At 55.8% G+C, this 26,735-nt stretch carries 24 protein-coding genes; 12 read left to right on the top strand and 12 right to left on the bottom strand.

The window, feature by feature from the left end; all coding sequences use genetic code 11:
- Positions 1-13: 13 nt before the first annotated feature.
- The 3 genes from ABJL60_RS05745 to guaA form a co-directional block, all read right to left on the bottom strand.
- Positions 14-1,156, bottom strand: a complete 1,143-nt coding sequence (locus ABJL60_RS05745; RefSeq protein ID WP_348375273.1) for an outer membrane protein transport protein — start codon at positions 1,154-1,156, stop codon at positions 14-16.
- Between the two features lie 146 nt (positions 1,157-1,302).
- Positions 1,303-2,169 carry a DMT family transporter gene (locus ABJL60_RS05740; protein WP_348375271.1) on the bottom strand — a complete coding sequence of 289 codons (867 nt, stop codon included), beginning with the start codon at positions 2,167-2,169 and terminating at the stop codon, positions 1,303-1,305.
- A 70-nt stretch (positions 2,170-2,239) separates the two neighbouring features.
- Positions 2,240-3,811, bottom strand: coding sequence for a glutamine-hydrolyzing GMP synthase (guaA, locus tag ABJL60_RS05735; RefSeq protein ID WP_348375270.1), 1,572 nt, complete (start codon positions 3,809-3,811; stop codon positions 2,240-2,242).
- Positions 3,812-4,002: 191 nt separating this feature from the next.
- On the opposite strand from guaA, the gene ABJL60_RS05730 reads away from it, so the two are divergent.
- Positions 4,003-5,550 carry a trimethylamine methyltransferase family protein gene (locus ABJL60_RS05730; RefSeq protein ID WP_348285974.1) on the top strand — a complete coding sequence of 516 codons (1,548 nt, stop codon included), beginning with the start codon at positions 4,003-4,005 and terminating at the stop codon, positions 5,548-5,550.
- 10 nt (positions 5,551-5,560) lie between these two features.
- Here the strand turns inward: ABJL60_RS05730 and ABJL60_RS05725 are convergent, their stop codons facing one another.
- Positions 5,561-5,869 carry a DUF6477 family protein gene (locus tag ABJL60_RS05725; RefSeq protein ID WP_348285975.1) on the bottom strand — a complete coding sequence of 103 codons (309 nt, stop codon included), beginning with the start codon at positions 5,867-5,869 and terminating at the stop codon, positions 5,561-5,563.
- A gap of 257 nt (positions 5,870-6,126) precedes the next feature.
- Here ABJL60_RS05725 and ABJL60_RS05720 point away from each other — a divergent pair, with 257 nt between their 5' ends.
- Both ABJL60_RS05720 and lipA read left to right on the top strand, forming a co-directional pair.
- The gene (locus tag ABJL60_RS05720; protein WP_348285976.1) at positions 6,127-7,314 is read left to right on the top strand and encodes a DUF6456 domain-containing protein; all 1,188 of its coding nucleotides are present in this window, start codon (positions 6,127-6,129) and stop codon (positions 7,312-7,314) included.
- Positions 7,315-7,488: 174 nt separating this feature from the next.
- Positions 7,489-8,436: a lipoyl synthase gene (lipA, locus tag ABJL60_RS05715; protein ID WP_108830115.1), complete on the top strand. Its 948-nt coding sequence runs from the start codon at positions 7,489-7,491 to the stop codon at positions 8,434-8,436.
- Positions 8,437-8,735: 299 nt separating this feature from the next.
- On the opposite strand, the gene hpt is transcribed toward lipA, so the two are convergent.
- Positions 8,736-9,275, bottom strand: coding sequence for a hypoxanthine phosphoribosyltransferase (hpt, locus tag ABJL60_RS05710; RefSeq protein WP_348375268.1), 540 nt, complete (start codon positions 9,273-9,275; stop codon positions 8,736-8,738).
- An 81-nt stretch (positions 9,276-9,356) separates the two neighbouring features.
- On the opposite strand from hpt, the gene ABJL60_RS05705 reads away from it, so the two are divergent.
- Positions 9,357-9,806, top strand: a complete 450-nt coding sequence (locus ABJL60_RS05705) for a type II toxin-antitoxin system RatA family toxin (RefSeq protein ID WP_348375266.1) — start codon at positions 9,357-9,359, stop codon at positions 9,804-9,806.
- 62 nt (positions 9,807-9,868) lie between these two features.
- Positions 9,869-11,167 (top strand): MmgE/PrpD family protein, encoded by a 1,299-nt coding sequence (locus ABJL60_RS05700; protein ID WP_348375264.1) that lies wholly within the window; start codon positions 9,869-9,871, stop codon positions 11,165-11,167.
- Positions 11,168-11,227: 60 nt separating this feature from the next.
- Here ABJL60_RS05700 and ABJL60_RS05695 read toward each other — a convergent pair whose 3' ends face one another.
- From ABJL60_RS05695 to ispD, 5 genes are all read right to left on the bottom strand, one after another.
- Positions 11,228-12,409: an ammonium transporter gene (locus ABJL60_RS05695; protein ID WP_348285979.1), complete on the bottom strand. Its 1,182-nt coding sequence runs from the start codon at positions 12,407-12,409 to the stop codon at positions 11,228-11,230.
- A gap of 177 nt (positions 12,410-12,586) precedes the next feature.
- Entirely contained in the window at positions 12,587-13,060 is a 474-nt protein-coding gene (locus ABJL60_RS05690; RefSeq protein ID WP_348375263.1) for a CinA family protein, read from the bottom strand.
- Positions 13,057-13,554, bottom strand: coding sequence for a phosphatidylglycerophosphatase A (locus ABJL60_RS05685; protein ID WP_348375382.1), 498 nt, complete (start codon positions 13,552-13,554; stop codon positions 13,057-13,059). Before ABJL60_RS05685 ends, ABJL60_RS05690 begins: the two co-directional genes overlap by 4 nt.
- Complete coding sequence (ispF, locus tag ABJL60_RS05680; RefSeq protein ID WP_348285981.1) at positions 13,551-14,042, bottom strand: 2-C-methyl-D-erythritol 2,4-cyclodiphosphate synthase; 492 nt, start codon at positions 14,040-14,042, stop codon at positions 13,551-13,553. Before ispF ends, ABJL60_RS05685 begins: the two co-directional genes overlap by 4 nt.
- Positions 14,032-14,685, bottom strand: a complete 654-nt coding sequence (gene ispD, locus ABJL60_RS05675) for a 2-C-methyl-D-erythritol 4-phosphate cytidylyltransferase (protein ID WP_348375261.1) — start codon at positions 14,683-14,685, stop codon at positions 14,032-14,034. Before ispD ends, ispF begins: the two co-directional genes overlap by 11 nt.
- Positions 14,686-14,863: 178 nt before the next feature.
- On the opposite strand from ispD, the gene dusB reads away from it, so the two are divergent.
- The 5 genes from dusB (at position 14,864) to ABJL60_RS05650 (ending at position 22,048) form a co-directional block, all read left to right on the top strand.
- Positions 14,864-15,835, top strand: coding sequence for a tRNA dihydrouridine synthase DusB (dusB, locus tag ABJL60_RS05670; protein WP_348375259.1), 972 nt, complete (start codon positions 14,864-14,866; stop codon positions 15,833-15,835).
- The gene (locus ABJL60_RS05665; RefSeq protein ID WP_348285984.1) at positions 15,832-16,914 is read left to right on the top strand and encodes an ATP-binding protein; all 1,083 of its coding nucleotides are present in this window, start codon (positions 15,832-15,834) and stop codon (positions 16,912-16,914) included. Before dusB ends, ABJL60_RS05665 begins: the two co-directional genes overlap by 4 nt.
- 3 nt (positions 16,915-16,917) lie before the next feature.
- The gene (locus tag ABJL60_RS05660) at positions 16,918-18,285 is read left to right on the top strand and encodes a sigma-54 dependent transcriptional regulator (protein WP_348375257.1); all 1,368 of its coding nucleotides are present in this window, start codon (positions 16,918-16,920) and stop codon (positions 18,283-18,285) included.
- Positions 18,286-18,416: 131 nt separating this feature from the next.
- Positions 18,417-20,639 (top strand): PAS domain-containing sensor histidine kinase, encoded by a 2,223-nt coding sequence (locus tag ABJL60_RS05655; RefSeq protein ID WP_348375381.1) that lies wholly within the window; start codon positions 18,417-18,419, stop codon positions 20,637-20,639.
- Complete coding sequence (locus ABJL60_RS05650) at positions 20,636-22,048, top strand: sigma-54 dependent transcriptional regulator (RefSeq protein WP_348285986.1); 1,413 nt, start codon at positions 20,636-20,638, stop codon at positions 22,046-22,048. The genes ABJL60_RS05655 and ABJL60_RS05650 overlap by 4 nt, the downstream gene beginning before the upstream one ends.
- Positions 22,049-22,069: 21 nt before the next feature.
- On the opposite strand, the gene ABJL60_RS05645 is transcribed toward ABJL60_RS05650, so the two are convergent.
- Together ABJL60_RS05645 and ABJL60_RS05640 are read right to left on the bottom strand one after the other, a co-directional pair.
- Positions 22,070-23,074 carry a nuclear transport factor 2 family protein gene (locus ABJL60_RS05645; RefSeq protein ID WP_348375255.1) on the bottom strand — a complete coding sequence of 335 codons (1,005 nt, stop codon included), beginning with the start codon at positions 23,072-23,074 and terminating at the stop codon, positions 22,070-22,072.
- Between the two features lie 10 nt (positions 23,075-23,084).
- Entirely contained in the window at positions 23,085-23,558 is a 474-nt protein-coding gene (locus ABJL60_RS05640; RefSeq protein ID WP_348375253.1) for a hypothetical protein, read from the bottom strand.
- Between the two features lie 134 nt (positions 23,559-23,692).
- Here ABJL60_RS05640 and trkA point away from each other — a divergent pair, with 134 nt between their 5' ends.
- Both trkA and ABJL60_RS05630 read left to right on the top strand, forming a co-directional pair.
- A complete protein-coding gene (gene trkA, locus ABJL60_RS05635) occupies positions 23,693-25,069 on the top strand; it encodes a Trk system potassium transporter TrkA (protein ID WP_348285989.1) in 1,377 nt (458 codons plus the stop codon).
- 1 nt (position 25,070) lies between these two features.
- Positions 25,071-26,606: a potassium transporter TrkG gene (locus ABJL60_RS05630; protein WP_348375251.1), complete on the top strand. Its 1,536-nt coding sequence runs from the start codon at positions 25,071-25,073 to the stop codon at positions 26,604-26,606.
- Positions 26,607-26,735: the final 129 nt, after the last annotated feature.

Here is a 26,735-nt window from a genome sequence, read left to right as displayed (position 1 = left end):
TTGTTCAAAAAACTCAGAACTTGTAGGATACCCGAAACCCTGCGGACAGGGCCGAATTGCCGTCAAAGGTTGCAGCCCCCACACCGCCCGGGGCTGCCGTTGCATTGCCAAGATCAGTGTAGCGGATGCCGCCGCTTAGCGATACTTTTTCACTGAAATCATATTTTGCGCCAACCGAGACATACCGCGATCCGTTTGTGGGCGCCAAAGGGGACACAAGACTGTCGTCGCCGCTTGTGGAATACCCGATGGCCAACGACCCGGACCACTTGTCATTGAAGCGACGCCCGATGCCGATTTCGTAATCCAGCGAATCCTCTAAATCCGTCAGGCTGCTGTTTGTCGTGCCCAAGGCCCCGTTAAAGCCTGCGGATGCCACTTGTGTCGTGGAATTGCGGGCGTAGCGCACCGATCCAAACACCAATGTGTTGGGGGCCACACCGGTTTGAAACGCAAGGTTTAGGCTTTCGGGTGTTGTCACCGGTGTGATGCTGCCCGGGTTGATGACAGTACCATTGATGCTTTCAACCGTTTGCAGATCGTGATCAATTTCTGAATTGTAGGTCAAGGACACACGCAAAGCGATTTTTGGAATTTCATACGCTGCGCCAACAACATACCCCAGTCCGCCGTCATTGCCGAAAGTGCCCGAAAAGCCGTTTAACCCGCCAAACGCCAAGCCGCCCAAATTGACGGAAGCAGAAATTTGCTGGTACCGCAGCCCGCCATGGACAGAAAAACGGTCGTTGAATTTATATCGGGCCACTGCAGTGAAGGCAGTGCTGTTTACGGTCGCTCCTGTGCCGCCCAGAAACGAATTTGGGACTACGGGGATAGCCGTATCCGCGCCAAAGGGCTCATCAAGAATCACAGCAAAACTAAGTGCATCGGTGAATTGATACTTCAAGGCCACTCCGAAGGTCTGAAAAGACTGGCCGACGTTACCAATGCCCACGCCGTTGCCGAAAGACAGCGCGGGATTGGCTGAGTTTTGCACACCAGTGATTGAGGGGCGCGTAAAGCTGGACGTCAGTTGCAAGACATTGCCGTCTTCAAACAGAATGTCGATCGCTTGCCCTGATCTGTCCAAGCCGCCAGCATGTGCCACCGATGCCGTCAGGCCAAACGTCATCGCCGCAAGAAATTGCGTTTTCATAGGGTCTCCCTTTCCCGAAAGTCGGGGTCTCCTCACCCCGGTGTCATATCTTCGTGCAATGACACCTAAGGATGCGACAAGCATGACCACAGGGAAGCTCTCGTCAGCGTGAGGCAAGCTTCGCTTTTCGTGAGGCGCCGTGACTGTCAGTTCACTTTTTTGCGCGTTTCCGTATAGATATTGAAGTAATTGCCGGCAAAGATAATGGCCGCACCTACAAACACCCAGATATCGACAGCCTCGTTATAGGTCAGCATTCCGATCACAGCGATCACGGGCAAACGGATGAAATCAATCGGCACCACAACAGTCGCAGGCGCGATGGACAATGCACTTGTGATACAAAAATGCGCCAACAGACCCGCGCAACCAATCAGCACCAACCATGGAAGGGTTTGGCTGTCTGGCATTGCAATGTCGCCATCGTAGCCTGCCATTACTACACCAAACACCAATTGCATCACTGTCAAATAGAACAGAATACAAGTGATCGACTGCGTACGTGTCAGACGTTTGGTGAAGATGTTGGTCAAGGCGAAAAAAATGGCAGATACGCCAGCCATCACAATGCCCGGATTCAACCCCGCCATACCCGGCCGTGCCACGATTAAGATACCGACAAAGCCAAGGATCGCTGCACCAGCACGCGCCGCCGTGATCTTTTCACCCAACAAAAGAGGGCTGAGCAAGATCACCCAGATCGGAGAGGTGAATTCCAATGCAAACACCTGCGCCAAGGGAATGACCGTTACCGCGTAAAACCAAAGGTTCTGGCCCGTGAAATGAGCAAGATTGCGTATGCCGTGGATGTGCAATGCATCGGTACGGATCTGGCGCCAGGTCCCTGTGAAGGCGGCGACGCTGCAGACGATTAAGACGCCAACAACGCTGCGAAACAACATTATCTCGAAAGTGTCCAAGGCGAAGCTGACCTCGCGACCGGCCACTGCCATCGCCGAAAAGGATGCGATGGCGCCTGTCATAAACAATGCCGCTTTGAAGATCGGGTTCATCGGCGTGCAGAATTTTTCAAAAATTCTGTGGTGTTTTCTTTGCAAGAAAACATGGGTCGCGCGTCAGGTGTCACTCCCATTCGATGGTTCCCGGTGGTTTGGAGGTGATATCGTAGGTCACCCGGTTGATCCCCGGCACTTCATTGATGATCCGCGTCGCGGTTTCGCCCAGAAACTCGTGGCTGAACGGGTAATAATCCGCCGTCATCCCGTCCACAGATGTGACCGCACGCAAGGCGCATGCAAAGTCGTAGGTGCGCCCGTCGCCCATCACGCCCACCGTGCGTACCGGCAAAATGGCCACAAAGGCTTGCCAGATCTCGTCGTACAGCCCGTGTTTGCGGATTTGGTCAATATAGACGGCATCCGCTTCGCGCAAAATCTCTAGCTTGGGTCGCGTGATTTCACCGGGGCACCGGATGGCAAGGCCAGGGCCAGGGAAGGGATGGCGCCCAATAAAGCTGACAGGCAGCCCAAGCTCTCGCCCCAAAGCGCGCACTTCGTCTTTGAACAACTCGCGCAGCGGCTCGACCAGTTTCAGGCCCATTTTTTCTGGCAACCCACCCACATTGTGATGCGATTTGATGGTAACGGATGGACCGCCCGAGAAGGATACGCTTTCGATCACATCGGGATACAGTGTGCCTTGGGCCAAAAACTTTGCCCCACCCACTTCGCCTGCATGTTTCTGGAACACATCGATAAACAGCTTGCCGATAATTTTGCGCTTGGTTTCAGGATCGCTTTGGCCATCCAGTTCACCCAAGAACAAGTCTTGCTCGTCCGCGTGGATCAGCGGCATGTTATAGTTGTCGCGGAACATTTTCACGACTTCTTCCGCTTCGCCCTTGCGCAGTAAGCCGTGATCCACAAAAACGCATGTCAGTTGATCGCCGATTGCTTCATGGATCAAAACGGCCGCGACCGAAGAATCGACTCCGCCGGACAACCCGCAAATGACTTTGGCATCCCCCACTTGTGCGCGAATTTTGGCAATTGCTTCTTCGCGGTATGCGCCCATGGTCCAATCGCCTTTGAACCCGGCCATTTTCACAAAGTTTTCGTACAGTTTTGCACCGCGCGGGGTGTGGTGTACCTCGGGATGGAATTGCACGGCAAAAAAGTTGCGGGCCGTGTCAGCCGTAATGGCAAATGGCGCATTGGGCGAGGTGCCGTAGACGGCAAACCCGGGCGCGATCTTGGACACGTGGTCGCCGTGGCTCATCCAGACCTGTTCGCGCCCGTCCTGTGCCGTATCTTCGAACCAACCGTCCAAAAGCGCTAATTTATCTGCGTTTGGCGTGACATAGGCCCGTCCGAATTCCGCTGTGCCATGTCCGCGTTCTACTTGTCCGCCCAACATTTGCATCATGACCTGTTGGCCGTAACAAATGCCAAGGATCGGCACATCCAGATCGAAGACCGACGCTGGCGGGCGCGGCGAAGCATCGTCAATCACCGATGCAGGTCCGCCCGAAAAAATAACGGCTTTGGGCGCGAAATCGGCCAGAAACGCGTCAGTGACGTTCTGATATGGGTGGATTTCACAATATACGTTCAGCTCGCGTAAACGCCGCGCAATCAGTTGCGTGACTTGGCTGCCGAAATCGATGATGAGGAGGCGGTCGTGATGCTGTGTCATGGATGTGCAATATGCCGCCCCGTGCGCGGTGGCAAGTGTCGGACGAGACTGCGACCGCAGACCTTGGGAAATTTCTTGAAAGAAGACACAAGGATGTCGCTTTTTTCCCTCTTGCGCCGCTAATTCCACGCGTGCACGCCAAGCTGTGGGCTATCGGTGCGGTGAACTTTTCAAACGGTAGGGGATGCATCATGACCGAAGCAGCAACACGTAGTCGTCGGGGTCGTGGTGGCGGAGGGGCCGCGCGCCGCGCTGAACGGTCCGCGGTCTCTTTTGAAACCGCAAAGTATATTGAACGCAATATTCCAAACTTTGAGGTTTTGACCGAAGAAGCGTTGGATATCATCGAGGCCAATGCCGAACAGATCCTGGAAGAAGTCGGTGTCAACTTCCCAGACAACCCACCTGCACTGGAGCGTTGGCGCGAAGCGGGCGCATCTGTTGAAGGTGAACGTGTGCGCATTCCCAAAGGTCTGGCCCGTAAGCTTTGTGCGACAGCGCCCGCGCAGTTCACCCAGCATGCCCGCAATCCGGACCGCAACGTGGTTATTGGTGGAAAGAACCTGGTTCTGGCCCCTGTCTATGGCCCACCATTTGTGCGTGATGTCGCAGGGGGCCGCCGCTATGCGACCATGGCGGATTTCCAGAAGTTCGTGAAATTGGGCTATATGTCCAAGTGGCTGCACCATTCGGGGGGCACCGTGTGTGAACCCACGGATGTGCCCGTTAACAAACGTCACCTCGATATGCTGCTGGCCCACATGACGCTTAGCGACAAACCCTTTATGGGCTCTGTGACCGAACCAAGCCGGGCGCAGGACAGTGTTGAGATGTGCGAAATCCTGTTCGGTAAGGATTTCGTACAGGAAAACACGGTTATGACGTCGCTGATCAACATCAACTCTCCGATGACGTTCGATGACGTCATGATGGGCGCGTTGGAAGTGTATGCCAAAAACAACCAAGCTTGCATCATTTCACCCTTTATCGTGGGTGGCGCTATGGCCCCGGTGTCTGTTGCCGGTACGTTGACGCAAGTTTTTGCCGAGGTTTTGGCGGGTATCGCATATAGTCAGCTGATCCGTCCGGGGGCGCCTGTGATTATGGGGGCGTTTGTGACGTCGATTGATATGAACTCTGGTGCGCCGACATTTGGCACGCCCGAAGCGTCGCATATTACATATGGCGCAGGCCAATTGGCGCGTCGCCTTGGATTGCCGTTCCGGTCTGCGGGTTCCTTCTGCGGATCAAAGCTGCCGGATGCGCAAGCGGCTTATGAAACAGCCAACAGCCTGAACATGGGGCTTTTGTCCGGTGTTAACTTTATGTTGCACTCATGCGGTTGGCTTGAAGGCGGGCTGGTCAGCTCTTTCGAGAAATTTGTAATGGACGCGGACCAGCTGGGGACATTGCACCATTTGGCGGCCGGTGTTCAAATCGACGAGAATGCACAAGCCATGGATGCGATCCGCGAAGTCGGGCCGGGGGGGCATTATCTGGGTTGTGCCCACACGCAGGCCAACTTCAAGTCAGCGTTCTGGAAGTCTGACTTGCTGGACTATAAACCATTCGAGACGTGGGAAGACGAAGGTGCGCGTGACACGCAAACCTTGGCAACCCTGCGCGTCGAGAAAATGCTTAACGATTATCAGCAACCTGCGATGGATCCGGCAACGCTTGAGGCGTTAACCGATTTTGTGGCGCGGAAGAAAGCGGCAGAGCCCGATTCCTTCATGTAATGGTATTCCCTCAGGCGGCCGTCGGTTTGGACGGCCCCTGAGCGGCCTGTAGTTCGCGGGCCTCGCCGACAATGGCGATCAACACATCGATATGGCGCAGCAGATTATAAGCCGATTCGTCGTCCTTGCGTTGCACGTTCAATGTGTCTTCAACTTCCATTAACTTAATCAGTGCTGCACCGTGCCGTGGCATCTGACCATATCCTAAAAGACGCGGCAAATGGACCGTGCGGCGGTAATCTTCTGCGCCGATTCGCGCGGCCTTCATCAAAAGGCGTGGACGTTGCAGTTGGTTCAACATTGACAGAATATCTTGCATTTTAAGGTCCTTTTGCAGTGTGGAAAGCAGGGTTTTGACCTGCGCTTGCCCTCACACTGTCACAACCTATAGGGGTGTTGCGTTTGCGAAAAACACGCCGTTCGCAGCTTTTACAACTGTTTATCTTTTGGAAACAATGATGGCCTCACAGCTTAATGTTAACGAACGGGTAACTAATGCAACTTTAGGATGTGTGGATAAGTTTGGGGATAAGCCGAAACTAAATTCGGCCGTTTGGTAGACTGAGGGAACGGAAAATGACGAACATCATGACTGGCAGGGATGGAATTCCGTGCCTGCCTGAATGGGTTCCAAAAGGGGCCCAACGCTATCTTGCACATACTGAGGCCGGGCTGCCCATTCGGGAGCTGGCGCGGCGTTCAGGGTGCCATGCATCTACCATTTTGCGCCAGATCCGGCGTGTTGAAACCCAACGCGACGACCCTTTGGTGGATGCAGCGCTGCGCAAACTTGGCGCGTCACACTTTACCCAAGATGAAATAACCGGCGCCGCGTCCTTGCGCGGGCGTTCTAAAACGGCCCGACAAGCCGCGACTTTGACACAGAAAGACAGCAACATGAGTTTCCAATCCGTTGTGCCGCACAAGTCCACCGACGATAGCCTTTGGGCGCAAGACGCGACCCGCATTTTGCGCAGAATGTGTGAAAAGGGGGCTGTGCTGGCTGTTGCTGCGGATATGGAAAAAGCGGTTGTGGTACGCGACACAGAAGACGGTGCAAGCACACGGACCGCTGTGGTCGACCGTGATGTCGCGCAGGCCATGGCCCTGAAGGAATGGATCAGCGCAGACACAACAGGACGCATCACGCGCTACCAGATTACTGCGGCAGGGCGAAATGCGCTGACTGAAATGTTGAAAGTTGCCGGTGATACGGCGCCAAATGGCTTTGCCGAAGCACAAGCGGATTTCGGGGAACAACACCGGACGTGGGGTGAAAAAACACTGCCTGATGCGGACACAGGCCGCAGCCGCAAAATGCGATACAATCTATCAGAATCGCCTTTGACGGCATTGGCCCGACGTCGTGACAAACAAGGTGAACGTTTTCTAAGTGACGCCTTGGTCACGGCAGGCGAACGTTTGCGCGAAGATTTTGAACTGGCGCAAATGGGACCCCGTGTTGCGCAAAACTGGGACCGTTTCCTAACGGGTGGCGGGCGCGGGGGCTTTGCTGCGGACAGCGGCGTGGGCAACGGGCCCGCCGGCGCACGCAACCGTGTGGCTGCGGCCCTAACCGATCTTGGACCGGGCCTGTCGGATGTGGTTTTGCGCTGTTGCTGCTATCTGGAAGGGTTGGAGACCGCCGAAAAGAAGCTGGGGTGGTCTGCCCGGTCTGGCAAGATTGTCTTGCGGATCGCTTTGATGCGTTTGCAACGCCACTACGAAGAAACAACCGGACCGGGGGGCGGCCTTATCGGCTGATCTTGCCACGGTTCATTAAGAATGGCGTTCGGTTCCCTCCACCGGACGCCATTTTTACGTCTTGATCGGTGTCATTGCGTGACGCGCAAAGCGGCAATGCGTCACCTGCCGTTACATTTTCAAACTGCTATGGTAGGCTCAACAAGACCAACGCAGTAGCTTGAAAGCCAAATGATGCGAGATCTGAAAATCCCGGCGCAGCGCCATCCCGAAAAAGCGCGTCGCCAAGACAATCCGCAACCCAAAAAACCCGACTGGATCAGAGTCAAAGCGCCCAGTGGCAAAGGGTATGAAACCACACGCGATATCATGCGTGACAATGGTTTGGTGACCGTTTGCGAAGAGGCAGGATGCCCCAACGTCGGGGAATGCTGGTCGCAAGGTCATGCCACGATGATGATCATGGGCGAAGTTTGCACGCGGGCCTGCACCTTTTGCAACATTGCCACGGGCAAACCCCCGGAAGATCTGGATGCGTTTGAACCTGGGCGCGTGGCCCATGCCGTTGAAAAGCTGGGGCTGAACCACGTCGTCATCACGTCTGTGGATCGCGATGATATTACGGATGGGGGGGCAGATCATTTCGCCCAAACGATTCGTGCCGTGCGACACCGTTCCCCCGACACCACCATCGAAATCCTGACGCCGGATTTCATCAAATGTGACCCTTCGGTTCTGGAAACCGTGGTTGAGGCGCGTCCCGATGTGTTCAACCACAACCTTGAGACCGTGCCGGGCCTTTACCCAGAGGTGCGCCCGGGTGCCCGTTATTTCCATTCCCTGCGTTTGTTGCAGCGCGTGAAGGAACTTGATCCGATGATGTTTACCAAGTCCGGTATCATGGTGGGTCTTGGTGAAGATCGGCAATCTGTCATGCAAGTGATGGAAGACATGCGCGCAGCAGACATCGACTTTCTGACCATCGGGCAATACTTGCAGCCCACGCCGAAACACCATGCGGTGGACCGCTTTGTGCATCCTGATGAATTTGCAGCCTATGAAAAGGCCGCTTACGGCAAAGGCTTTTTGATGGTGTCCGCCACACCTTTGACGCGGTCCAGCTATCATGCGGGTGATGATTTTGCGCGTATGCGTTCCGCGCGACAAGCAAAGATGGCTTAGAATAAAACAGTCTGGCGCGATGCGATTTTTGGTATCGCGCCCTAAACCCCTTAGACCCGTTTCATCCGAACATGATCGGCACAATCAGTGCGACAAGCATGCAAGCGATCACAAGGCCCCAAAAACCGGGTGTGCGAATATCTGATGGCATTGGATTTCCCCCGTAAGTGAAAGCGAAAACAGGTAGAACTTGGCAATAATCAAACGCGGCGCATAGCCGCCACATCACCAGTATCAGCAGAATTCATTTCAAATACGTAAAGAAATTTTTGCATCTTCCCGTTTTAGGCGAAACATCGCTACTCTGTGAAGCGGACCTTGCCAATATAGGGCAGGTTGCGATTGCGTTGGGCGAAATCAATCCCGTACCCCACGACAAATTCATCGGGTATTTCAAACCCCGTCCAATCGGCCTTTACATCGACTTCACGCCGCGTCGGCTTGTCCAGCAATGCGATGGTTTTTAAACGGGACGGCTTGCGACTGGCCAACAACCTTTGAACGTGGTGCATGGTGTATCCCGTGTCGATGATGTCTTCGACCACCAGCACATCGCGCCCTTCAATTGCGCCGCGTAAGTCTTTGAGAATACGTACTTCTCGGCTGCTTTCCATGCCGTCACCGTAACTTGATGCCTCAAGGAAATCGACTTCAAGTGGCAAATCCAGCTCTCGCACCAGATCGGCAATAAACACGAATGACCCCCGCAAAAGCCCTACAACAACCAGCTTGTCGGTGCCTTCAAAAGCGTCGTGAATATCGTGGCTTAAGGTTTCGATGCGGGCCGCGATCGACTTGGCGGAGATCATCTGATCTATGACATATGGACGCTGTGGCATGGAACCCTCTTGCACTTACGTGGGTTTCGTAACACATCGCCCGTAACACGCACCACAGCCAATTGTCGTATTCCAGAGCCTATGCCAACACACTCAGAAACCCGTTTCCTGCCTTATACCGCACAACAGATGTATGATCTGGTGGCGGACGTCGGCCAATACCCTGAATTCCTACCGTGGTGTGCAGCGGCCCGGATCCGGTCCGAAGTGCCTCAGGGCGACAGTGTGGTCATGGACGCCGATTTGGTTATTTCCTTCAAAGTTTTTCGCGAACGATTTGGCAGTCGTGTGGTTCTTTGGCCCGCGGCACGGAAAATCGACACAGAATATCTGGATGGCCCCTTCAAATACATGAAATCCAACTGGGCGTTTGAAGACACCGATGGCGGGTGCAATGTGACCTTTTTTGTCGATTTCGAATTCAAGAACGCGATTTTGCAGGGCATCATCGGTGTTGTGTTCAACGAAGCGATGCAGCGCATTGTGCGGGCATTTGAGCGTCGGGCTGAAACACTTTATTCCGCAGGCTGACGGTTTATTCCGCAACCAAGCTGTGCCAATCTTGCTCTGATGGGGCAATCGGGGCACAGATCATGCGCGTGACAAGATTTTTGGCAGACATGTCTGCATCGGTCCACGCTGTCCCCGAGGACGCTTTAGCCATCATGCGGTTGTCCGTGCTGGACTGGGCCGCATGCGCGCTGGCAGGACGTCATGAACCGGTCGCACAGGCCGTGCGCCATCTTGAAAGTGAAAATGGCGGGGCACCGGACGCGATTGTCATTGGCGCAGACCACATGTTGCCAATGCGCGCAGCTGCGATGGTGAATGGGACAACAGCCCATGCTCTGGATTTTGATGACACCCACTTTGCGCATATCGGGCATCCCAGTGCCGTGATCGTGTCTGCCGCCTTGGCAATGGCACAGCGGCAAGGGGACAACGACGGGAACCTTTTCCTGCGTGCCGCACTTGTCGGTGCAGAAGCCTCTATTCGTGTTGGGCTTTGGTTGGGGCGGGCGCATTATGAAACCGGGTTTCACCAAACAGCCACTGCAGGCACAATCGGTGCCGCCGTTGCAGGTGCTGCGATTTTCAATCTTTCCACGGATGAAACACACAGCGCCATTGGCCTTGCCGCAACGCGCGCCGCAGGGTTGAAAGTGCAATTTGGAACAATGGGCAAACCCTATCACGCAGGCATGGCTGCAGCCTCTTCTGTCGAAGCTGTGCATGCGGCTATGATTGGCGTGGAAGGGGCACCAGAAGTTCTGGATGGTCCTTTCGGGTTCGGCGCAACCCATCACGGGGCAGGGGACGCAGAGGCATTGATGCAAGACGGCACTTTGTTTTCCGCCATCAGCCACAAATATCACGCATGCTGCCACGGCACGCATGCCAGTATTGAAGCGGTATTGGCGTTAAAAGACCAAGTGGATCCCGCGCAGGTGTCGCGCATCCAGATCAATGTCCATCCGCGCTGGTTGGATGTCTGTGCGATCCCGCAACCACAAACGCGCCTAGAGGCAAAGTTCAGCCTCTCCGCCACTGCCGCCATGGCCCTATTGGGACGTGGTATGGTTGATCAGGTGTCGTTTGAGCCTTCAGTTATTCTGGCCCCTGAAGTCGTCGTTTTGCGTGACAAGGTCGCGGTCGTTGGTGATGCAGAGCTGTCCGACACCGAGGCGCATGTGACAATCACGGCCGACGGGATCGATCATACACACCACCATGATCTTGCCAAAGCGGCCCCCTTTGAAGTCCGCAAAGAACGGGTTTTTTCCAAAGCTTGTGCCTTGATCGGACGCGACCGTACACAGATGCTTTGGGATGCTTCAAACGGGGCAGGTGGCTTTGATTTGAAGGCGTTTACCGCCGCGCTGCGACATTGAAGTTCTACACATAAAAACGGGCCCCGCAGGGCCCGCTGATCGTCATATTTCCAAGCGTAATCAGCTTGACATGTCGTAGGCACGTTCACCGTGCACTGCCAGATCAAGACCGTTCACTTCGGTTTCTTCATCAACACGCAACGGCGTGATCATGCGGACCACCAAAACCAGAACCACAGTGACAACAACAGTAAACACACCGACAATCAGCAACGATCCAAGCTGTGCAAACCATGTGCCGGCGCCAAACACTGCGATCATGATTGTGCCAAAGATGCCGCCAACACCGTGAACTGCAAAGACGTCCAATGTGTCGTCGATTTTCAGGCCATTGCGGATCAGCGTCACCGCTTCTTGACACAGGATGCCTGCGACGGCACCGATGATCAGTGCCTCGATGGGGCCAACAAACCCGGAAGCCGGTGTAATCGATGCAAGCCCTGCGATTGTGCCTGTGACAATGCCGACCAAAGACGCTTTTCCGAACTTGATCTTTTCCCAAAGCGCCCACGACAGGGACGCTGTGGCCGCCGAAATATGCGTAACCGTGATCGCCATTGCAGCACCACCATCAGCAGCCAATTGCGACCCGCCGTTGAAACCGAACCATCCGACCCACAAAAAGGCAGCGCCCATCATGACCATGCCGGGATTGTGCGGCGGTGTTGTCTGGTTTTTGCGCGCCCCAAGGAAGACAGCCAAAACCAGCGCGGCCAAACCGGCGGTTTCATGCACCACGATGCCGCCTGCAAAGTCTTTAACGCCGACCTCGCCAAAAATGCCGCCATCCGCAAGAATGCCGCCGCCCCAAACCCAATGCACAACCGGCGCATAGCACAGCAGCATCCAAAGACCTGAAAACAACATCACAAACCCGAAGCCAATGCGTTCCACATATGCGCCCACAATTAAAGCCGGGGTGATGATGGCAAATGTCATCTGGAAGGCAAAGAACAGGATTTCCGGCAATGAGCCAGACAGGCTGTCGGCGGTCACACCCAACAACAAAAGCTTGTCCAAGCCACCCCAAAGCCCGCTGTCACCACCGCCAAAGGCGATGGAATACCCAATCACCAGCCACAGCACACTCATCAGGCAGGCCACGGCATAGCAGTGCATAAATACGCTCAGCACGTTGCGGGCGCGCACAAGCCCGCCATAAAACAGGGCAAGCCCCGGTAATGTCATCAGCAGCACAAGCGCCGTGGCGACGATAATCCAAGCTGTATCGGCTCCGTTCATGGTGTTCCTCCAAGTGGTTTTTCGACTTTTGGGAGGGGCATAGGCACTCGGCGCGCCGACAAAAGCAGCAAAGTGCCTTTTGGGCGCTCATTTTATGCCCGATTGTGCAAGTGGTGCATTTTTGGGCGGCTAAACGCAGGAAATGTCTAATTTATAGGCGGCGGTAAAATCGCAGTCCTATGGCGTCATGGCCGCCAACAGCAAGTGCTTGGCATGCTCACGTGCCGCCGCACGCACTTGCGCCCGCCCCAAAGCCCCAAATTCAATGGTCTGCGATGTGGCGTCCAGACCGCTTTGCGCGACTGCAAAACAGACCCGGCCTTCCGGCTTGTGATCTGATCCCCCGGGGCCTGCAATGCCTGTGATTGCCACACTTAACGTGGCCTGCGACGCATCTATCGCGCCTTGTGCCATTTCCAGAGCAACCGGTTCCGACACAGCGCCATGTGCGTCCAAGGTCTCGGGCAACACGCCCAATATCTTTTGCTTTGCGGCATTGCTGTAGGTCACAAACCCACATTCAAAAGCAGCTGATGATCCCGGCACATCTGTCAGTGATGCAGCGACCATACCGCCGGTGCAGCTTTCGGCCGTGGCAATGGATATGCCTTGGGCTTTGGCTGCAGAGACAATCTGTTCGGCAAGGGTCATTGCATCAGCATCCCATGGGCAATCCCGGCCAAAATCATCACACCGATCGCGGCAAAGACACCTGCGATCACATCGTCCAACATAACCCCCAGCGCGTCGCCACGCCGGTCAGCCCATCCCACAAGCCACGGCTTCCAGATGTCGAACAGACGAAACAAAACAAAGGCTGCAACCCAGCCGGGCCAAAGCGCTGTGATCGGAACGCCGTTGGCCCAAGCCCCGTAAGATATAGGCAGCAGAGCGATCCACTGGCCAACAACCTCGTCGATCACGATCTCGGACGGGTCGTGATCCTCTGACCCAGTGGTCATTTGCGCAGTCGCCCACCACCCCTTTAGGAAGGCGGCCAGAACGCCGATGGCAAGCAACCAGAACCCGCCAAGAACATGCAGCAACAGCGCCCAAGGCAGCGCCACCAATGACCCCCAAGTGCCCGGCGCAGGGCGCAAGTAGCCAACCCCCAGAACGGTTCCGATCATACGCGCCAGCATCACGGTTTCACCAAGGCGCAGGTGGCCATGCATGCGATGCCTTCGCCGCGTCCTGTAAAGCCCAGCTTTTCGGATGTGGTCGCTTTCACAGATATGCGGTTTATGTCCAAGTCCATGATGTCAGACATCTTTTTGCGCATCGTCTCGCTGTGTGGTCCAATCTTTGGAAATTCGCAAATCAAGGTGCAATCCACGTTCGAAATGGCAAAGCCGTGTTGCGTGGCAAGATCTACGGCATGGCGCAAAAAGATATGGCTTTCGGCCCCTTTCCATTGCGGATCAGAGGGCGGGAAATGCTGGCCGATGTCGCCCATAGCCAAAGCGCCATAAATCGCGTCCGTCACCGTATGCATCGCGACATCGGCGTCCGAATGGCCTACAAGGCCATGTGTATGGGGCACATCCACGCCGCATAGGGTGACGTGATCCCCGGGGCCGAACGCATGTACGTCGAACCCGTTGCCCAGCCTGATGTCGGGTCTAATGTCCATGGCCTGTCCTTAATATGCGGCCCGCGCGATTGAAATCGGCGGGGTAGGTGATTTTCAAATTGGCCTCGTCGCCCGGCACAATCGCCACATCGATCCCGGCGGCGCGGGCCACTTCGACGTCGTCAGCAGCGCCTCCGGCGTGGGCCGCGTGGGCCTTGGTGATTGCATCCAGATGGAAGCCTTGCGGCGTTTGGGCACGAAACAATCCGGTGCGATCCCGTGTCCCTGTGACCAAACCGTTCTCTCCGGTCCAAAGCGCGTCAGTGACAGGAATAGCGGGTGCTGCCCCTGCGTGGGTCTCAAGGGCCGTAATCACAGCGTCAATCGTATTATGGCTCACGCAGGGCCGTGCGACGTCGTGGATCAGAACGCGGGTCACACCGCTGTCTTGAAGCGCTGCAAGCCCTTGGCGCACAGACGCGGCACGATCCGCACCGCCTTGCACCTTTGTAACGCCTGTCACGCGGTCCATGTCATCGGCATGCAGAACCAGCACGATCCGGTGTATAAGGGCATGACGCTTGAACACATCGACGGTGTGGGACAACACGCTGCGCCCTTCCAGAAGCTGCCATTGTTTTGGCACGGGGCCGCCCGCGCGGGTGCCGCGGCCTGCGGCAACAATCAGCACTGCGAGCGTCATAAATCGGGTCCTTGATCCATTGCGCTAATTTTAGGGATGAACCGCCTGCGGGTAAAGCCGAACTTGATGCCTAAATTTTGTGCATATGCATGGTTTGAAAGCGGTGTTTTGGCCCGTCTGTATTGAGCAAAACGGCAAAAGACGGTATCTGATTTGAATTGCACAAGGATTAAGCAGATTGCCTGACGCTCTGACACTTTCGCCGCCCGTGATGCTGGCCCCCTTGGCCGGTATCACCGACCGACCGTTTCGCGATTTGGTCGCGCGGTTCGGTGCGGGCATGGTTGTGTCTGAAATGGTGGCCAGCCACGACATGCTGAATGCACGTCCCGGTGCGCGTGAAAAGGCAGAGCTGGGGTTGGGGCATGTGGGCACAGCCGTACAACTGGCGGGGCGCGAACCCGCCCCGATGGCCGAAGCCGCGCGTATGGTCGAAGGGCAGGGCGCCGCCGTGATCGACATCAACATGGGGTGTCCTGCGAAGAAAGTCGTGAACGGCTATTCCGGCTCTGCTTTGATGAAAACGCCGGATCATGCGCTGACACTGATTGACGCTGTGGTACGGGCTGTGGACATTCCGGTGACCCTGAAGACGCGTTTGGGGTGGGACGACACCCTTATGAATGCGCCTGACATTGCACGCCGCGCAGAAGCCGCAGGCATCCAGCGCATTGTCATTCACGGCCGCACACGGTGTCAGTTCTACAAAGGGTCTGCCGATTGGGCGGCCATTCGTGCCGTTAAGGACGCTGTCTCCATTCCTGTGATTGCAAACGGCGACATCATCTGTAGCAGCACCGCAAAAGCGGCCATGACAGCATCCGGTGCAGATGGCGTCATGATTGGACGCGGTGCGCAGGGACGTCCCTGGATCTTGGCGCAAATAGCACATGATCTGTTTGACGGTCCGAAACCGGATGTGCCAGCCGGCGCCGTCCTGGCCGATCTGGTGTGTGAACACTATGAAGCGATGATTGCATTTTATGGCGAAACGCTTGGGCTGCGGGTCGCGCGTAAACACCTTGGCTGGTTCATGGACACCGCCCAAACACCGGCAGATTTACGGCGCAGGGTACTCACCACCAAAACCTCGCAAGAGGTGCTGCACCTGTTGCCAGATGCAATCACAGCCCAGCAGGTGGTGGCATGAGTGATCCGTCTATTTGGGCGTCTTTGCCCGTACCCGCCATTTTGATCGACGGTCAGGATATGATTTTGGACGTGAATGCGGCGGCAGAAGGATTTCTAAACGCATCCGCCAAAATTGTCATCGCGACCCCGTTGTGGGACCAGATTGCCATAGATGCCCCGCTTGAAGAAGCATTTGGCCGTGCACGCGATCAGGGCACACCCTTGTTTGTGAATGATGTGGATGTGGGCAGTGGACAACGTGCCCCACTGCAATGCGCTTTGCATATCGCACCTTTGGTGGGGGCGCCGGGGCAAATGATCATGATGATTTCCCCCCGTGAACTGGCCGGGCGCATGACCCAGAACCACACGGTGAAATCCGCGGCCAAATCCGCGATTGGCATGGCGGAAATGCTGGCGCATGAAATCAAGAACCCATTGGCGGGGATCACCGGTGCAGCCCAATTGCTGAGTATGAATTTGTCTGCGGGCGATCTTGAGCTGACGGACCTGATCGTCGAAGAAAGCCGGCGCATTGTGAAGCTGTTGGAACAGGTCGAACAATTCGGCAATCTGCAAACCCCTGATTTCAAACCTGTAAACATCCATGACGTCTTGGACCGGGCGCGACGGTCTGCTTTGCTGGGGTTCGGGGCTGCGATGAAGATCGTCGAAGACTATGATCCGTCGTTGCCTTTGGCTTTGGGCGATCCCGATCAGCTGTTGCAAGTGATCCTGAACCTGTTGAAAAATGCCTCTGAGGCTGCGGGCGATGCGGGGGGGACGATCCGCTTGCACAGCTACTTTGAACATTCATTCCGTTTGCGCCGCGCCGACGGATCCGGTCAGTCGCTGCCTTTGCAAATCGAAATTATTGACGATGGTCCAGGCCTTCCAGAACACATCAAAGGGGATGTGTTTGACCCGTTTGTGTCGGGCAAGGAAAACGGCACCGGGCTTGGGTTGGCTTTGGTCAGCAAAATCATCTCGGACCACGGGGGCTGGATTTCTGTCACTTCAGTGCCCGGCCAAACCATTTTCCGCATATCTCTGCCGCGCGCCTCAAAGCCCGGAACTGCCACCACCACACAGGAGTAACCCATGGACGGAACCGTTCTTGTTGCAGATGACGACCGCACCATTCGCACTGTTTTGACACAGGCCCTGACACGGGCGGGATGCAAAGTGCATGCGACCTCCAGCTTGACGACATTGATGCGTTGGGTGGGTGAGGGCAAAGGGGATGTGGTGATTTCCGATGTGGTTATGCCCGATGGCAACGGTCTGGAAATGCTGCCAAAAATTGCCGAAGACCGCCCCGGTCTGCCTGTCATCGTCATATCCGCGCAAAATACGATCATGACTGCAATTCAGGCCGCCGAAGCCGAAGCCTATGACTATTTGCCAAAACCGTTTGATTTGCCCGATCTGATGAAGCGGACCGCGCGTGCGTTGGATATGAAACAACATCGCGTGGCCCCGGCACCGCAAGATAAGGACCGTCCCGAGGATCTGCCATTGGTGGGGCGCACAGCCGTGATGCAATCGCTGTACCGTGTGGTTGCGCGCGTCATGAACACTGACTTGCCCGTTCTGATATGGGGGGAAAGTGGCACAGGAAAATCGCTGATTGCCAAGGCCATACACGACTTTTCCGACAGGCGGACATTGCCATTTGTCACGGCCACATCTGCCGATTTGCAAGATCTTGAAGGACCTGCACGCGTTTTGGCGCGCGTTAAGGGCGGCACACTGTTGGTTGATGAAATCGCAGACATCTCCGAGGACATCCAGGCCCGCATCGTGCGTATGATGGACACGCCCGGTGAACATGTTCCACGCTTCTTGGCCACCAGCCAAGCCGATCTGACCGCCGCGATGGAAGCAGGCTATGTGCGCAAGGATCTGTATTACCGTCTGAGTGGGGCGACGTTGAACGTGCCGGCTTTGCGCGAACGCGTTGATGACATTCCGCTGCTTGCCGACCATTTTCTGGCGCGTCTCGACAAAGCCGGTGGTGCGCAGTGGGTGTTGTCAGAGGATGCAGCAGAGATTTTCCGCAAGTACAGCTGGCCGGGCAATGTGCGACAGTTGGAGAATGCGGTGCGGCGTTTGGGACTGACAAGCCGTGCGGCGGAGATTACAGCGTCCGAGGTCAATCAGGTGTTGGGCAGCCAGCCCGATCAGGAACCTTTGCGCGACGGGGGCACCGACACCGAAAAGCTTGGGGCTTCGGTCGGGCGGCATCTGAAGCGCTATTTTGATCTGCATGGTGATTTGTTACCCCCAGAGGGCCTCTACGGGCGTATTCTACGCGAAGTTGAAGCGCCACTGATCGAAATTGCGTTGGATGCAACGGGCGGCAACCAAGCAAAATGTGCTGATTTGTTGGGGATCAACCGCAATACTTTGCGTAAGAAGATCACAGAGCTCGATATTCAGGTGACACGCCGCCGCAAATTGATGTAAAAAGGCCACATAAACCGTGGCCAACGGGGGACACCCCTGTTCAGGATCACATAATATGGCGGTCAGGTGCGTTACGCACCGCATCAACAGGTGGAACGAGGGTGGCAACCCGGACACATTCAAAGTGGTTGATGACGATGGGGCGTTTGCGCCGCAAACGTCGTGTGCGCAATTTTGCAACCTTGGGTTTGGTCGTTTTAGGGCCTGTCCTGGCGCTTGCGACTTTTTTGGTACTTGGGCCCTTCGACCAAGGGTCATCCGCTTTAAGTTTGCGCCTTATCCTTTTGACCGATCTGGTTTATATCCTTGCAGTCGCAGCGCTTGTGATGGCGCAAGTCGCGCGTTTGATATCCGCAAGACGGGCCAAATCGGCGGGATCGCGTTTGCACCTGCGTTTAACGGGCGCCTTTGCTTTGTTGGCTTTGATCCCAACGGTGACGGTAGCTGTTTTCGCAGGTCTGACGCTGAATGTGGGACTTGAGGGCTGGTTTTCGGATCGCGTCAGTGCGGTTGTCAGCAGCTCGCTTGCCGCGGCTGAAGCTTACGAATCGGAACAGCGCGAAGATCTGGCGGAAGATACCGTTGCGTTGGCCCGCAGCATTGACGGGGCACGGCGTGCGGCCATCGCCCTAAGCGACAGCGAATTGCTGGGGGAAGGCCAACGCCAGATCCAGCGCGGCCTGCGTGAAGCCTTTATGATAGATGGCACCGCAGACATCCGTGCACGTGGCGATCAATCGTATCTGTTCGACTTTGAAGCCCCTAAGCCAAGCCAGATCATAGAAGCCCGTGAAAAAGGCCTGCTGATCATCGAAGATTGGCCTATCAACGAATTTCGCGCCCTTGTGCCTTTGGACAGCTACGCAGACCGCTATCTATACGTAAGCCGCGACGTTGACGGGGAAATCCTCGCGCTGTTGGACGAAACTCAAGAAACAGTGCGGTTGTATCAACAGCTCGAAAGCGATCGTGGGCGTGTTTTGTTCGAATTTGGCCTGCTTTATTTGGGGTTTGCGGTGATTTTGATCCTTGCCGCCATTTGGTTGGGGCTGTGGTTTGCGGAACGTCTGTCGGGTCCGGTGGGGCGTTTGACGGGGGCGGCGCAACGGGTTGGGGCCGGTGACCTGGACGTGAAGGTTATTGAAGAAAGCGGCGACGACGAGATCGCAATGCTCAGCCGCTATTTCAACCAAATGACCAAGCAATTAAAAGGCCAGCGCGACACGCTGCTTGAGAACACGGGCCAGATTGAACGACGCCGGCGCCTGTTTGATTCAGTCCTAAGTTCGGTTACGTCGGGGGTTGTTGGTCTGGATGCCACGGGGAAGGTGACCTTTGTGAACCGTTCGGCTGCCGGGCTGTTGGATTGGCAGGAAGATCAGCAATCTGTACCGCTTTCGGTTGCCGTGCCGGAATTTGGCGCATTGTTTGCCGTTTTGCGGGCAGGGCCTGCGGAGGTCGCACAAGGCGAGGTCAAAGTAAGCCGCAAGGGGCGTATGGAAAACCTTCTGGTGCGCATGGCCACACGGCGCAATGATGATGGCCGCCGCGAAGGCTATGTTGTGGCCTTTGACGATGTGACCGATCTGGTCAGCGCGCAACGCATGGCCGCTTGGGGTGATGTGGCGCGGCGTATTGCCCACGAAATCAAGAACCCGCTGACGCCCATCCAGCTAAGCGCCGAGCGGATCAAACGCAAATTTGCACCCAAAGTGGGTGAAGACAGCGACAGCCTTGAGCAAATGACTGACGTCATCATCCGGCAGACCGGAGACTTGCGTCGCATCGTGGACGAGTTCTCAAAATTCGCCCGTATGCCGGAACCCGAACGCAAACCCACAAACCTGACGGAACTGGTCCAAGGTGCGGTGATGTTGCAGCAAGCTGGACAGCCCGATGTGACAATAACATCCGATTTGCCGAAATCGCCAACCGACCTCGATTTGGACGCCACGATGATATCGCAAGCGTTGACAAACTTAATCAAGAACGCAGGCGAAGCCATTGAAAGCTTGAAGCAAAAAGAGCCGCCAGAGAATTTGGTGCCACGCGTCCATGTGACCATGGCACAGCTGGGCGCCCAGGTGAAAATCAGCATCGCGGACAACGGCATCGGATTGCCCGAAGACCGTGCGCGGCTGTTTGAACCCTATGTGACAACCCGCAGTGAAGGCACCGGGTTGGGACTGCCTATTGTGAAGAAGATTATTGAAGAACACGGCGGCACTTTGGTGCTGGACGACGCCCCCGTTTTTGAGGGCCAAACCCATTTCGGGGCCATGGCGGTGATCACGCTGCCACTTAACGAAGCAGCGGCGGCCCCGCATACCCAAGAAGAGGTGACAGTAAAATGAGCGACATTCTAATCGTAGATGATGAGCGCGACATCCGGGAACTGATTTCGGATATTTTGAAAGACGAGGGCTATCAGACCCGACTGGCCGGCAATTCCGACGACGCCATGGCCGCGATCAACGCCGACGCGCCCGCATTAATGGTGTTGGATATCTGGCTGAAAGACAGCCGCATGGACGGCATCGACATTCTGAAAACCGTCAAGCGCGACAACCCGGATGTCCCGGTGGTGATCATTTCCGGTCATGGCAATATCGAAATTGCCGTCGCTGCAATCAAACAGGGCGCTTATGACTTCATCGAAAAGCCATTCAATATCGACCAGTTGTTGGTGGTGATCCGACGCGCGATGGAAACCAGCCGCTTGCGCCGCGAAAACCTCACCTTGAAACGGCAAGAGGTCGGGTCGGGTGAAATGGTTGGCAATTCGGCGGCCTTCCGCGCTTTGATTTCGCAGCTGGACAAAGTCACCAAGTCCAATGGCCGCGTGATGCTGACAGGCCCCGCAGGCAGCGGCAAGGAAATGGCCGCGCGTTACATCCACGCCAATTCCAACCGCGCGTCGGCCCCGTTCATTACGGTGAATTGTGCCGGTGTCGCACCTGAACGCATGGAAGAAGTTCTGTTTGGCCGCGAAGGCGCTGAACGAGGGGTTGAGCCGGGACTGCTAGAGCAAGCGCACGGAGGCGTCATCTACTTTGACGAGGTCGCAGACATGCCCGTCGGCACCCAGTCCAAAATCCTGCGTGTTCTGGTCGATCAACAATTCACCCGCGTTGGCGGCAGTGACAAGGTGCGCGTCGATTTGCGCGTTATTTCCAGTACAAACAAAGACTTGGAAGCCGAAATTGCGGCTGAAACGTTCCGTCAGGAATTGTACCATCGTCTGAATGTGGTGCCGATTGCTGTGCCGTCGCTGGAAGAACGCCGCGAAGACATTCCAATGCTCGCGGCTTACTTCATCGATCAGCTGAACGCGGCCCAAGGTTTGGCTTTGCGTGAAATGACGGATGACGCAACAGCGCTGATGCAAACGATGGTTTGGCCCGGAAACGTGCGTCAGTTGAAGAACCTGATAGAACGCGTGCTGATCCTAAGCGACAGCACCGGTCCCATCGAAGCGCGTGAGTTGCCGGGCGATGATGAACCCAGCAGCGAAGAAGGCCGCGTTGTGTTGTCGGGGGCATTGGCAACATTGCCACTACGCGAAGCCCGCGAGGCGTTTGAACGCGAATACCTGCTGACGCAGATCAACCGTTTTGGCGGCAACATCAGCCGCACTGCAAACTTTGTCGGCATGGAACGCTCTGCCTTGCACCGCAAGCTCAAAAGTCTGGGTGTTGTGACATCGGCCAAAGCTGGCACGCGCGTGGCCCATGTCGACGACGACGAAGCCAAACTGGCGTAAGATACGCGCAGAGCGCCTGCGCTAGATGCGCAGGCTGTCCATCCGTTCCAAGACGTCCAACCCCTGCATTTTCAGGAAATGCAGCATGTCGATGAAAATCCAGTTTTCTGCCAGTTTGTCGCCGTCGCGGCGATAGACGTCAATCACGCGCATGTCGCAAGGCACATTGCTGGCAGGCATCCCCAAATAGCCGCCAATCGGTGTGATGCTTAGGTTCGGACGCCCAAAAAATGCACCGTAGTGGCCTTCGGCGATCCGACACAAATGACCATAAAATTGCCGGTTTTCCGTTTGGGTGCGGAACGGTTGTTGGTGTTGCTGGATGTAACGATCGATTGTGTATGTGGCACCGATCCCTGTCGGACCCCACCACAACATGTCGTCGTGCCAATCCATCGCCAGTTCTTCTTGCGGGGTGGGGGGGTGATCCAGACTGTTGGCACGATTGATGGAATCCATCATGTTCTCGATCACCGCAAGGGTCTTTGCCCCGTCTTTTGGTGCAGCATCATCAAACAGCAACCCGTCATGCGTCATAGGTCCCGGCTGCACCAGCTCTGCGCCGGTTTGTGGCGGCAGGGGGTACACACCGGCCTGCGCCATCAGATGCAACAGATCACAGTAGAACGCCGTGTCGGTGATCTTGCCGTCTTCGACCTTGTTGAATTCCGCATAACGCAGCATCGCAATTTTGCCCGTGGGCGGAATACCCAGAAACGGCGCATCAAACAGACCCATCAAATGCCCCATAGAGACAACCCATTGACCTTTATGGCCTTCGATCATGTTGTCGCCTGCGAAAAAAATGTCTTCGCGGCGCTGAACGCGCGACATTGCGTTCAAAAACGGCGTCCAGAATGTGGCTGCAACGTCTTGGGGTCCGCTTTGGTCGTTAAATGGGTGAAACCCGCGCCATGTTGCATCCGGTGTCATGGTTTGGGCCAATACGTCGGCGACAGTATTGGGATCTGCTTTGGAAAGAGCAGCATAATGGGCGCGCACACACGCTTTAGCATCTTGGAACATTGGAGGGATTTCAGCTTTTGTTGACGATTTGATAGGTGCCGTTTTTGTATTTGATGACGCAGGATTTGGGCGTCAGCGCAGGCAATGTGGATGTGACGGCAGGGGGGGCCGCTTTGACAATACGGTCGGGGCAGGCGGGAATATCGACCGGTGCGTAGCCTTTATCGGCCATACATTGCGCTTCGACCCGTTTACGCAAGCCCTGATTGGCATCAATGGTGTATGTCTGGCCCGGAATGTAATAGCCCGGTGTTACGTGGCATGCACCCGATGATGAACAATTGCGCCGCGCAGGCACATACCGTGGCGGTGTGACACGCGTCTGGTTCGCAACAGGCGCATCCTTGAGGGCTTTGACCTCGCAGTTCAAAGTGTCACGTTGCACAAGCGATACCGCCGCCCCCTCGCGGTAGTATGTGGACAAAGGAACACAAGCTGTCAAAGCTGCGGCTGACATAACAGAAAAGATGACTGGAATACGCATATCCAAACTGTGCCGCGATTCCCCCCGTCATACAATGCGTCATACAAACCCTGATACAATTGAATTGACCCATCTGGGACCATCTGTCATGAAATCCCTCCAAACCAAGGATGCCTATCAATGGATGTGACCGTATGAAGGTGATCATATGTGGGGCCGGGCAAGTCGGCTGGCAAATCGCACGTCATTTGTCAGGCGAACGCAATGACGTCACGGTCGTGGATCAGGATCCCGACCTTGTTCGCCGCGCCACGGACACGCTTGATGTCCAAGGTGTTGCCGGATTTGCGAGTTATCCCAATGTTCTGGACAAAGCCGGTGCGCGCGACGCGGATATGGTTATAGCGGCCACTCATTCCGATGAGGTGAACATGGTCACCTGTCAGGTCGCCCATTCGGTGTTCGGGGTGAACCGCAAGATCGCGCGTTTGCGCAGCCAGTCCTATCTGGATGCCATTTATTCCGACCTCTATCGGCGCGATCATATGCCGATTGATGTGGTGATCAGCCCCGAACGCGAAGTGGCGGCCGCTGCCTTGCAACGGCTGTCTGCGACCGCTGCTTTTGACACCGAACGGTTCATGGAGGGGCAGGCACATCTGCTGGGGATTTTAATCGACGACGATTGCCCCGTGGTCAACACACCTTTGCGGCAGCTCACGGATCTATTTTCGACACTGCGTGCGGTGGTTGTGGGGGTCCGCCGTGACGGCGCGCTGTTTGCTCCGGCCGCAGGCGACCAATTGTTCACCGGCGATCAGTGTTACGTCTTTTCCCATGTGGATGATATCAGCCGCACCATGGAAATTTTCGGCAAGAAAATGGCCAAACAAGAACGCATCGTCATGGTGGGGGGCGGCAACGTCGGCCTTGCTGTGGCGAAATCACTCGAAAGCCGTACAAGACGGGTGCGCACCAAGATCATCGAAAAAAGCCGCGCTTGTGCAGAGCATGCCGCCGAAGCGCTGGAACGTACAATTGTGCTAAATGGCGACGGGCTGGACGTGTCGTTGTTGTCCGAAGCGGGCATCAGCCGTGCGGACGCGATGCTGGCGGTGACGGACGACGACAAGACCAACATGCTGGCAGCTGTGCGTGCGAAGGCCGAAGGTTGCCCCTATGCTATTGCGCTGATCAACGACCCCACGTTGGTGCCGATGATGGAACCTTTGGGCATCGACGCCTACATCAACCCGCGTGCCACAACCGTTTCCTCTATTTTGCGTCATATCCGGCACGGACGGGTGCGATCCGTCTATTCCATCGGGGACGCCGAAGCAGAGGTGATCGAGGCAGAAGTTCTGTCAACATCCCCGATCGCTGGCCGCCAGATCAATGAAATCGACTTTCCGGAAGGCGTGCTTGTCGGTGCTGTGCGCAAAGGCGACAAGGTCATCCGCCCCATGGGGGACACCCGGATCGACGAGGGCGACGTCATTGCCATATTCGCACTTGCCAAGGACGTGCCCGAGGTGGAACGCCTGATGCAAGTGTCTATCGACTTCTTCTGACATGGGCACGCAACAGACGTTTTTGGACCGCATGTTGCAACTGCCTTTGTTTATGTTGCTATTTGGGTTTGCTTCATTTTCGATGTTGGCACCTGCAGTTCATGCGGGGCTTTTGGGACAAAACGAGACGGCACGGGCGTTTTTATATTCCGGAGTTCTGGGCATCATCATCTTTGTTTTGCTCGCGCTGGCTCACGCAGGACGCACGCCGCGGCACGGGGCTTTGGGCCCGTTGATGTCGCTGTTTTCGGCGTTTGTGTTTTTACCGCTGTTTCTGGCTGTGCCCTTTTTTGAAGGGCTGCGCACAACCAGCTTTTTGAATTCTTACGTTGAAATGGTGTCGGCAATCACGACCACGGGCGCTACCTTCTTCAATGATCCCAATCGCTTAAGTGATCCTTTACACCTTTGGCGCGCGCAGGTGGGCTGGATGGGCGGTTTGATTATGTGGATCGCGGCCTCTGCCATTCTGGCGCCGTTGAACCTTGGCGGGTTTGAAGTGACGGCACGGGCTGAACCCGGACGCCGCAGCGAAGGCCGAGTGGGCGGAGCGCACCCCGAGGGACGCGCACGGCTGGTGAAAGTCACAAGCACCCTGTTGCCAATTTACGTGGGGCTCACGGCATTGTTGTGGATTTTGTTGCTGGTGTCAGGCGATCGGGCCTTGGTGGCTTTAAGCCATGCAATGTCCGTGATGGCCACGTCCGGCATTTCGGCTGTGGGCGGTGTTGAGAACGGAAGCTCGGGCCTGATCGGCGAGATTGTTATGGTTTTGTTCATGCTATTTGCGTTGTCTCGACTGACGTTTTCCACCGATACAGTGACCAGCGACAGCGGTGGCATCAAAACGGACCCGGAGTTCCGGATCGGGATTGCGCTTGTTGTCGGCGTGCCTTTGTTGCTGTTTGTGCGGCACTGGTGGGGCGCTTTGGACGTCGACGCCAACGCCACGCCCCATGAAGCTGTTCAAGCCTTTTGGGGGTCCATGTTTACGGTCATGTCCTTTGTGACAACGACCGGATTTGTCAGTGCAGATTGGGGCATTGCCCAAGCGTGGTCTGGTTTGGGCACCCCTGGATTGATCCTGATGGGATTGTCTTTGATCGGGGGTGGTGTGGCGACGACGGCAGGTGGTGTGAAACTGCTGCGGGTGTTTGCGTTGTACCGAAATGGCAAACGGGAAATGGAACGACTTGTACATCCGTCGTCTGTCAGCGGGGCAGGTGCCATGGGACGACGCCTGCAAAAGAATGGCGCTTTCATCGCTTGGATATTCTTTATGCTCTTTGCGATTTCGCTGGCGGCGTTGGTCATTACCTTTGCTTTTCTCGGTGTACCGTTCGAAAATGCGATGGTACTGGCCATCACCGGTCTTTCGACAACGGGTCCCCTTTTGGAACATGCCACCGAAGTGGCCATCCGGTTGCGCGATCTTACACCGGTCGCCAAGGGCGTCTTTGCTGCCGCTATGGTACTGGGAAGATTAGAAACTTTGGCAATCATCGCACTTTTGACACCGGATTTGTGGCGCGGCTGACAGCTTTGGCGTAAAGCTGCCTAGGGGTGGGTGTTTTTTGGGGTGGAAACTCCTTTGAACCTTATCCATAATCGCATCTATGCGGGTGACGTGATCCGCAGGCCAACAACAATAAAAAAAGGCGAGACC

The sequence above is a fragment of the Ascidiaceihabitans sp. genome, assembly GCF_039986515.1.
Lineage (GTDB): Bacteria > Pseudomonadota > Alphaproteobacteria > Rhodobacterales > Rhodobacteraceae > Ascidiaceihabitans.
This window is presented reverse-complemented; position numbering and strand designations above follow the sequence as displayed.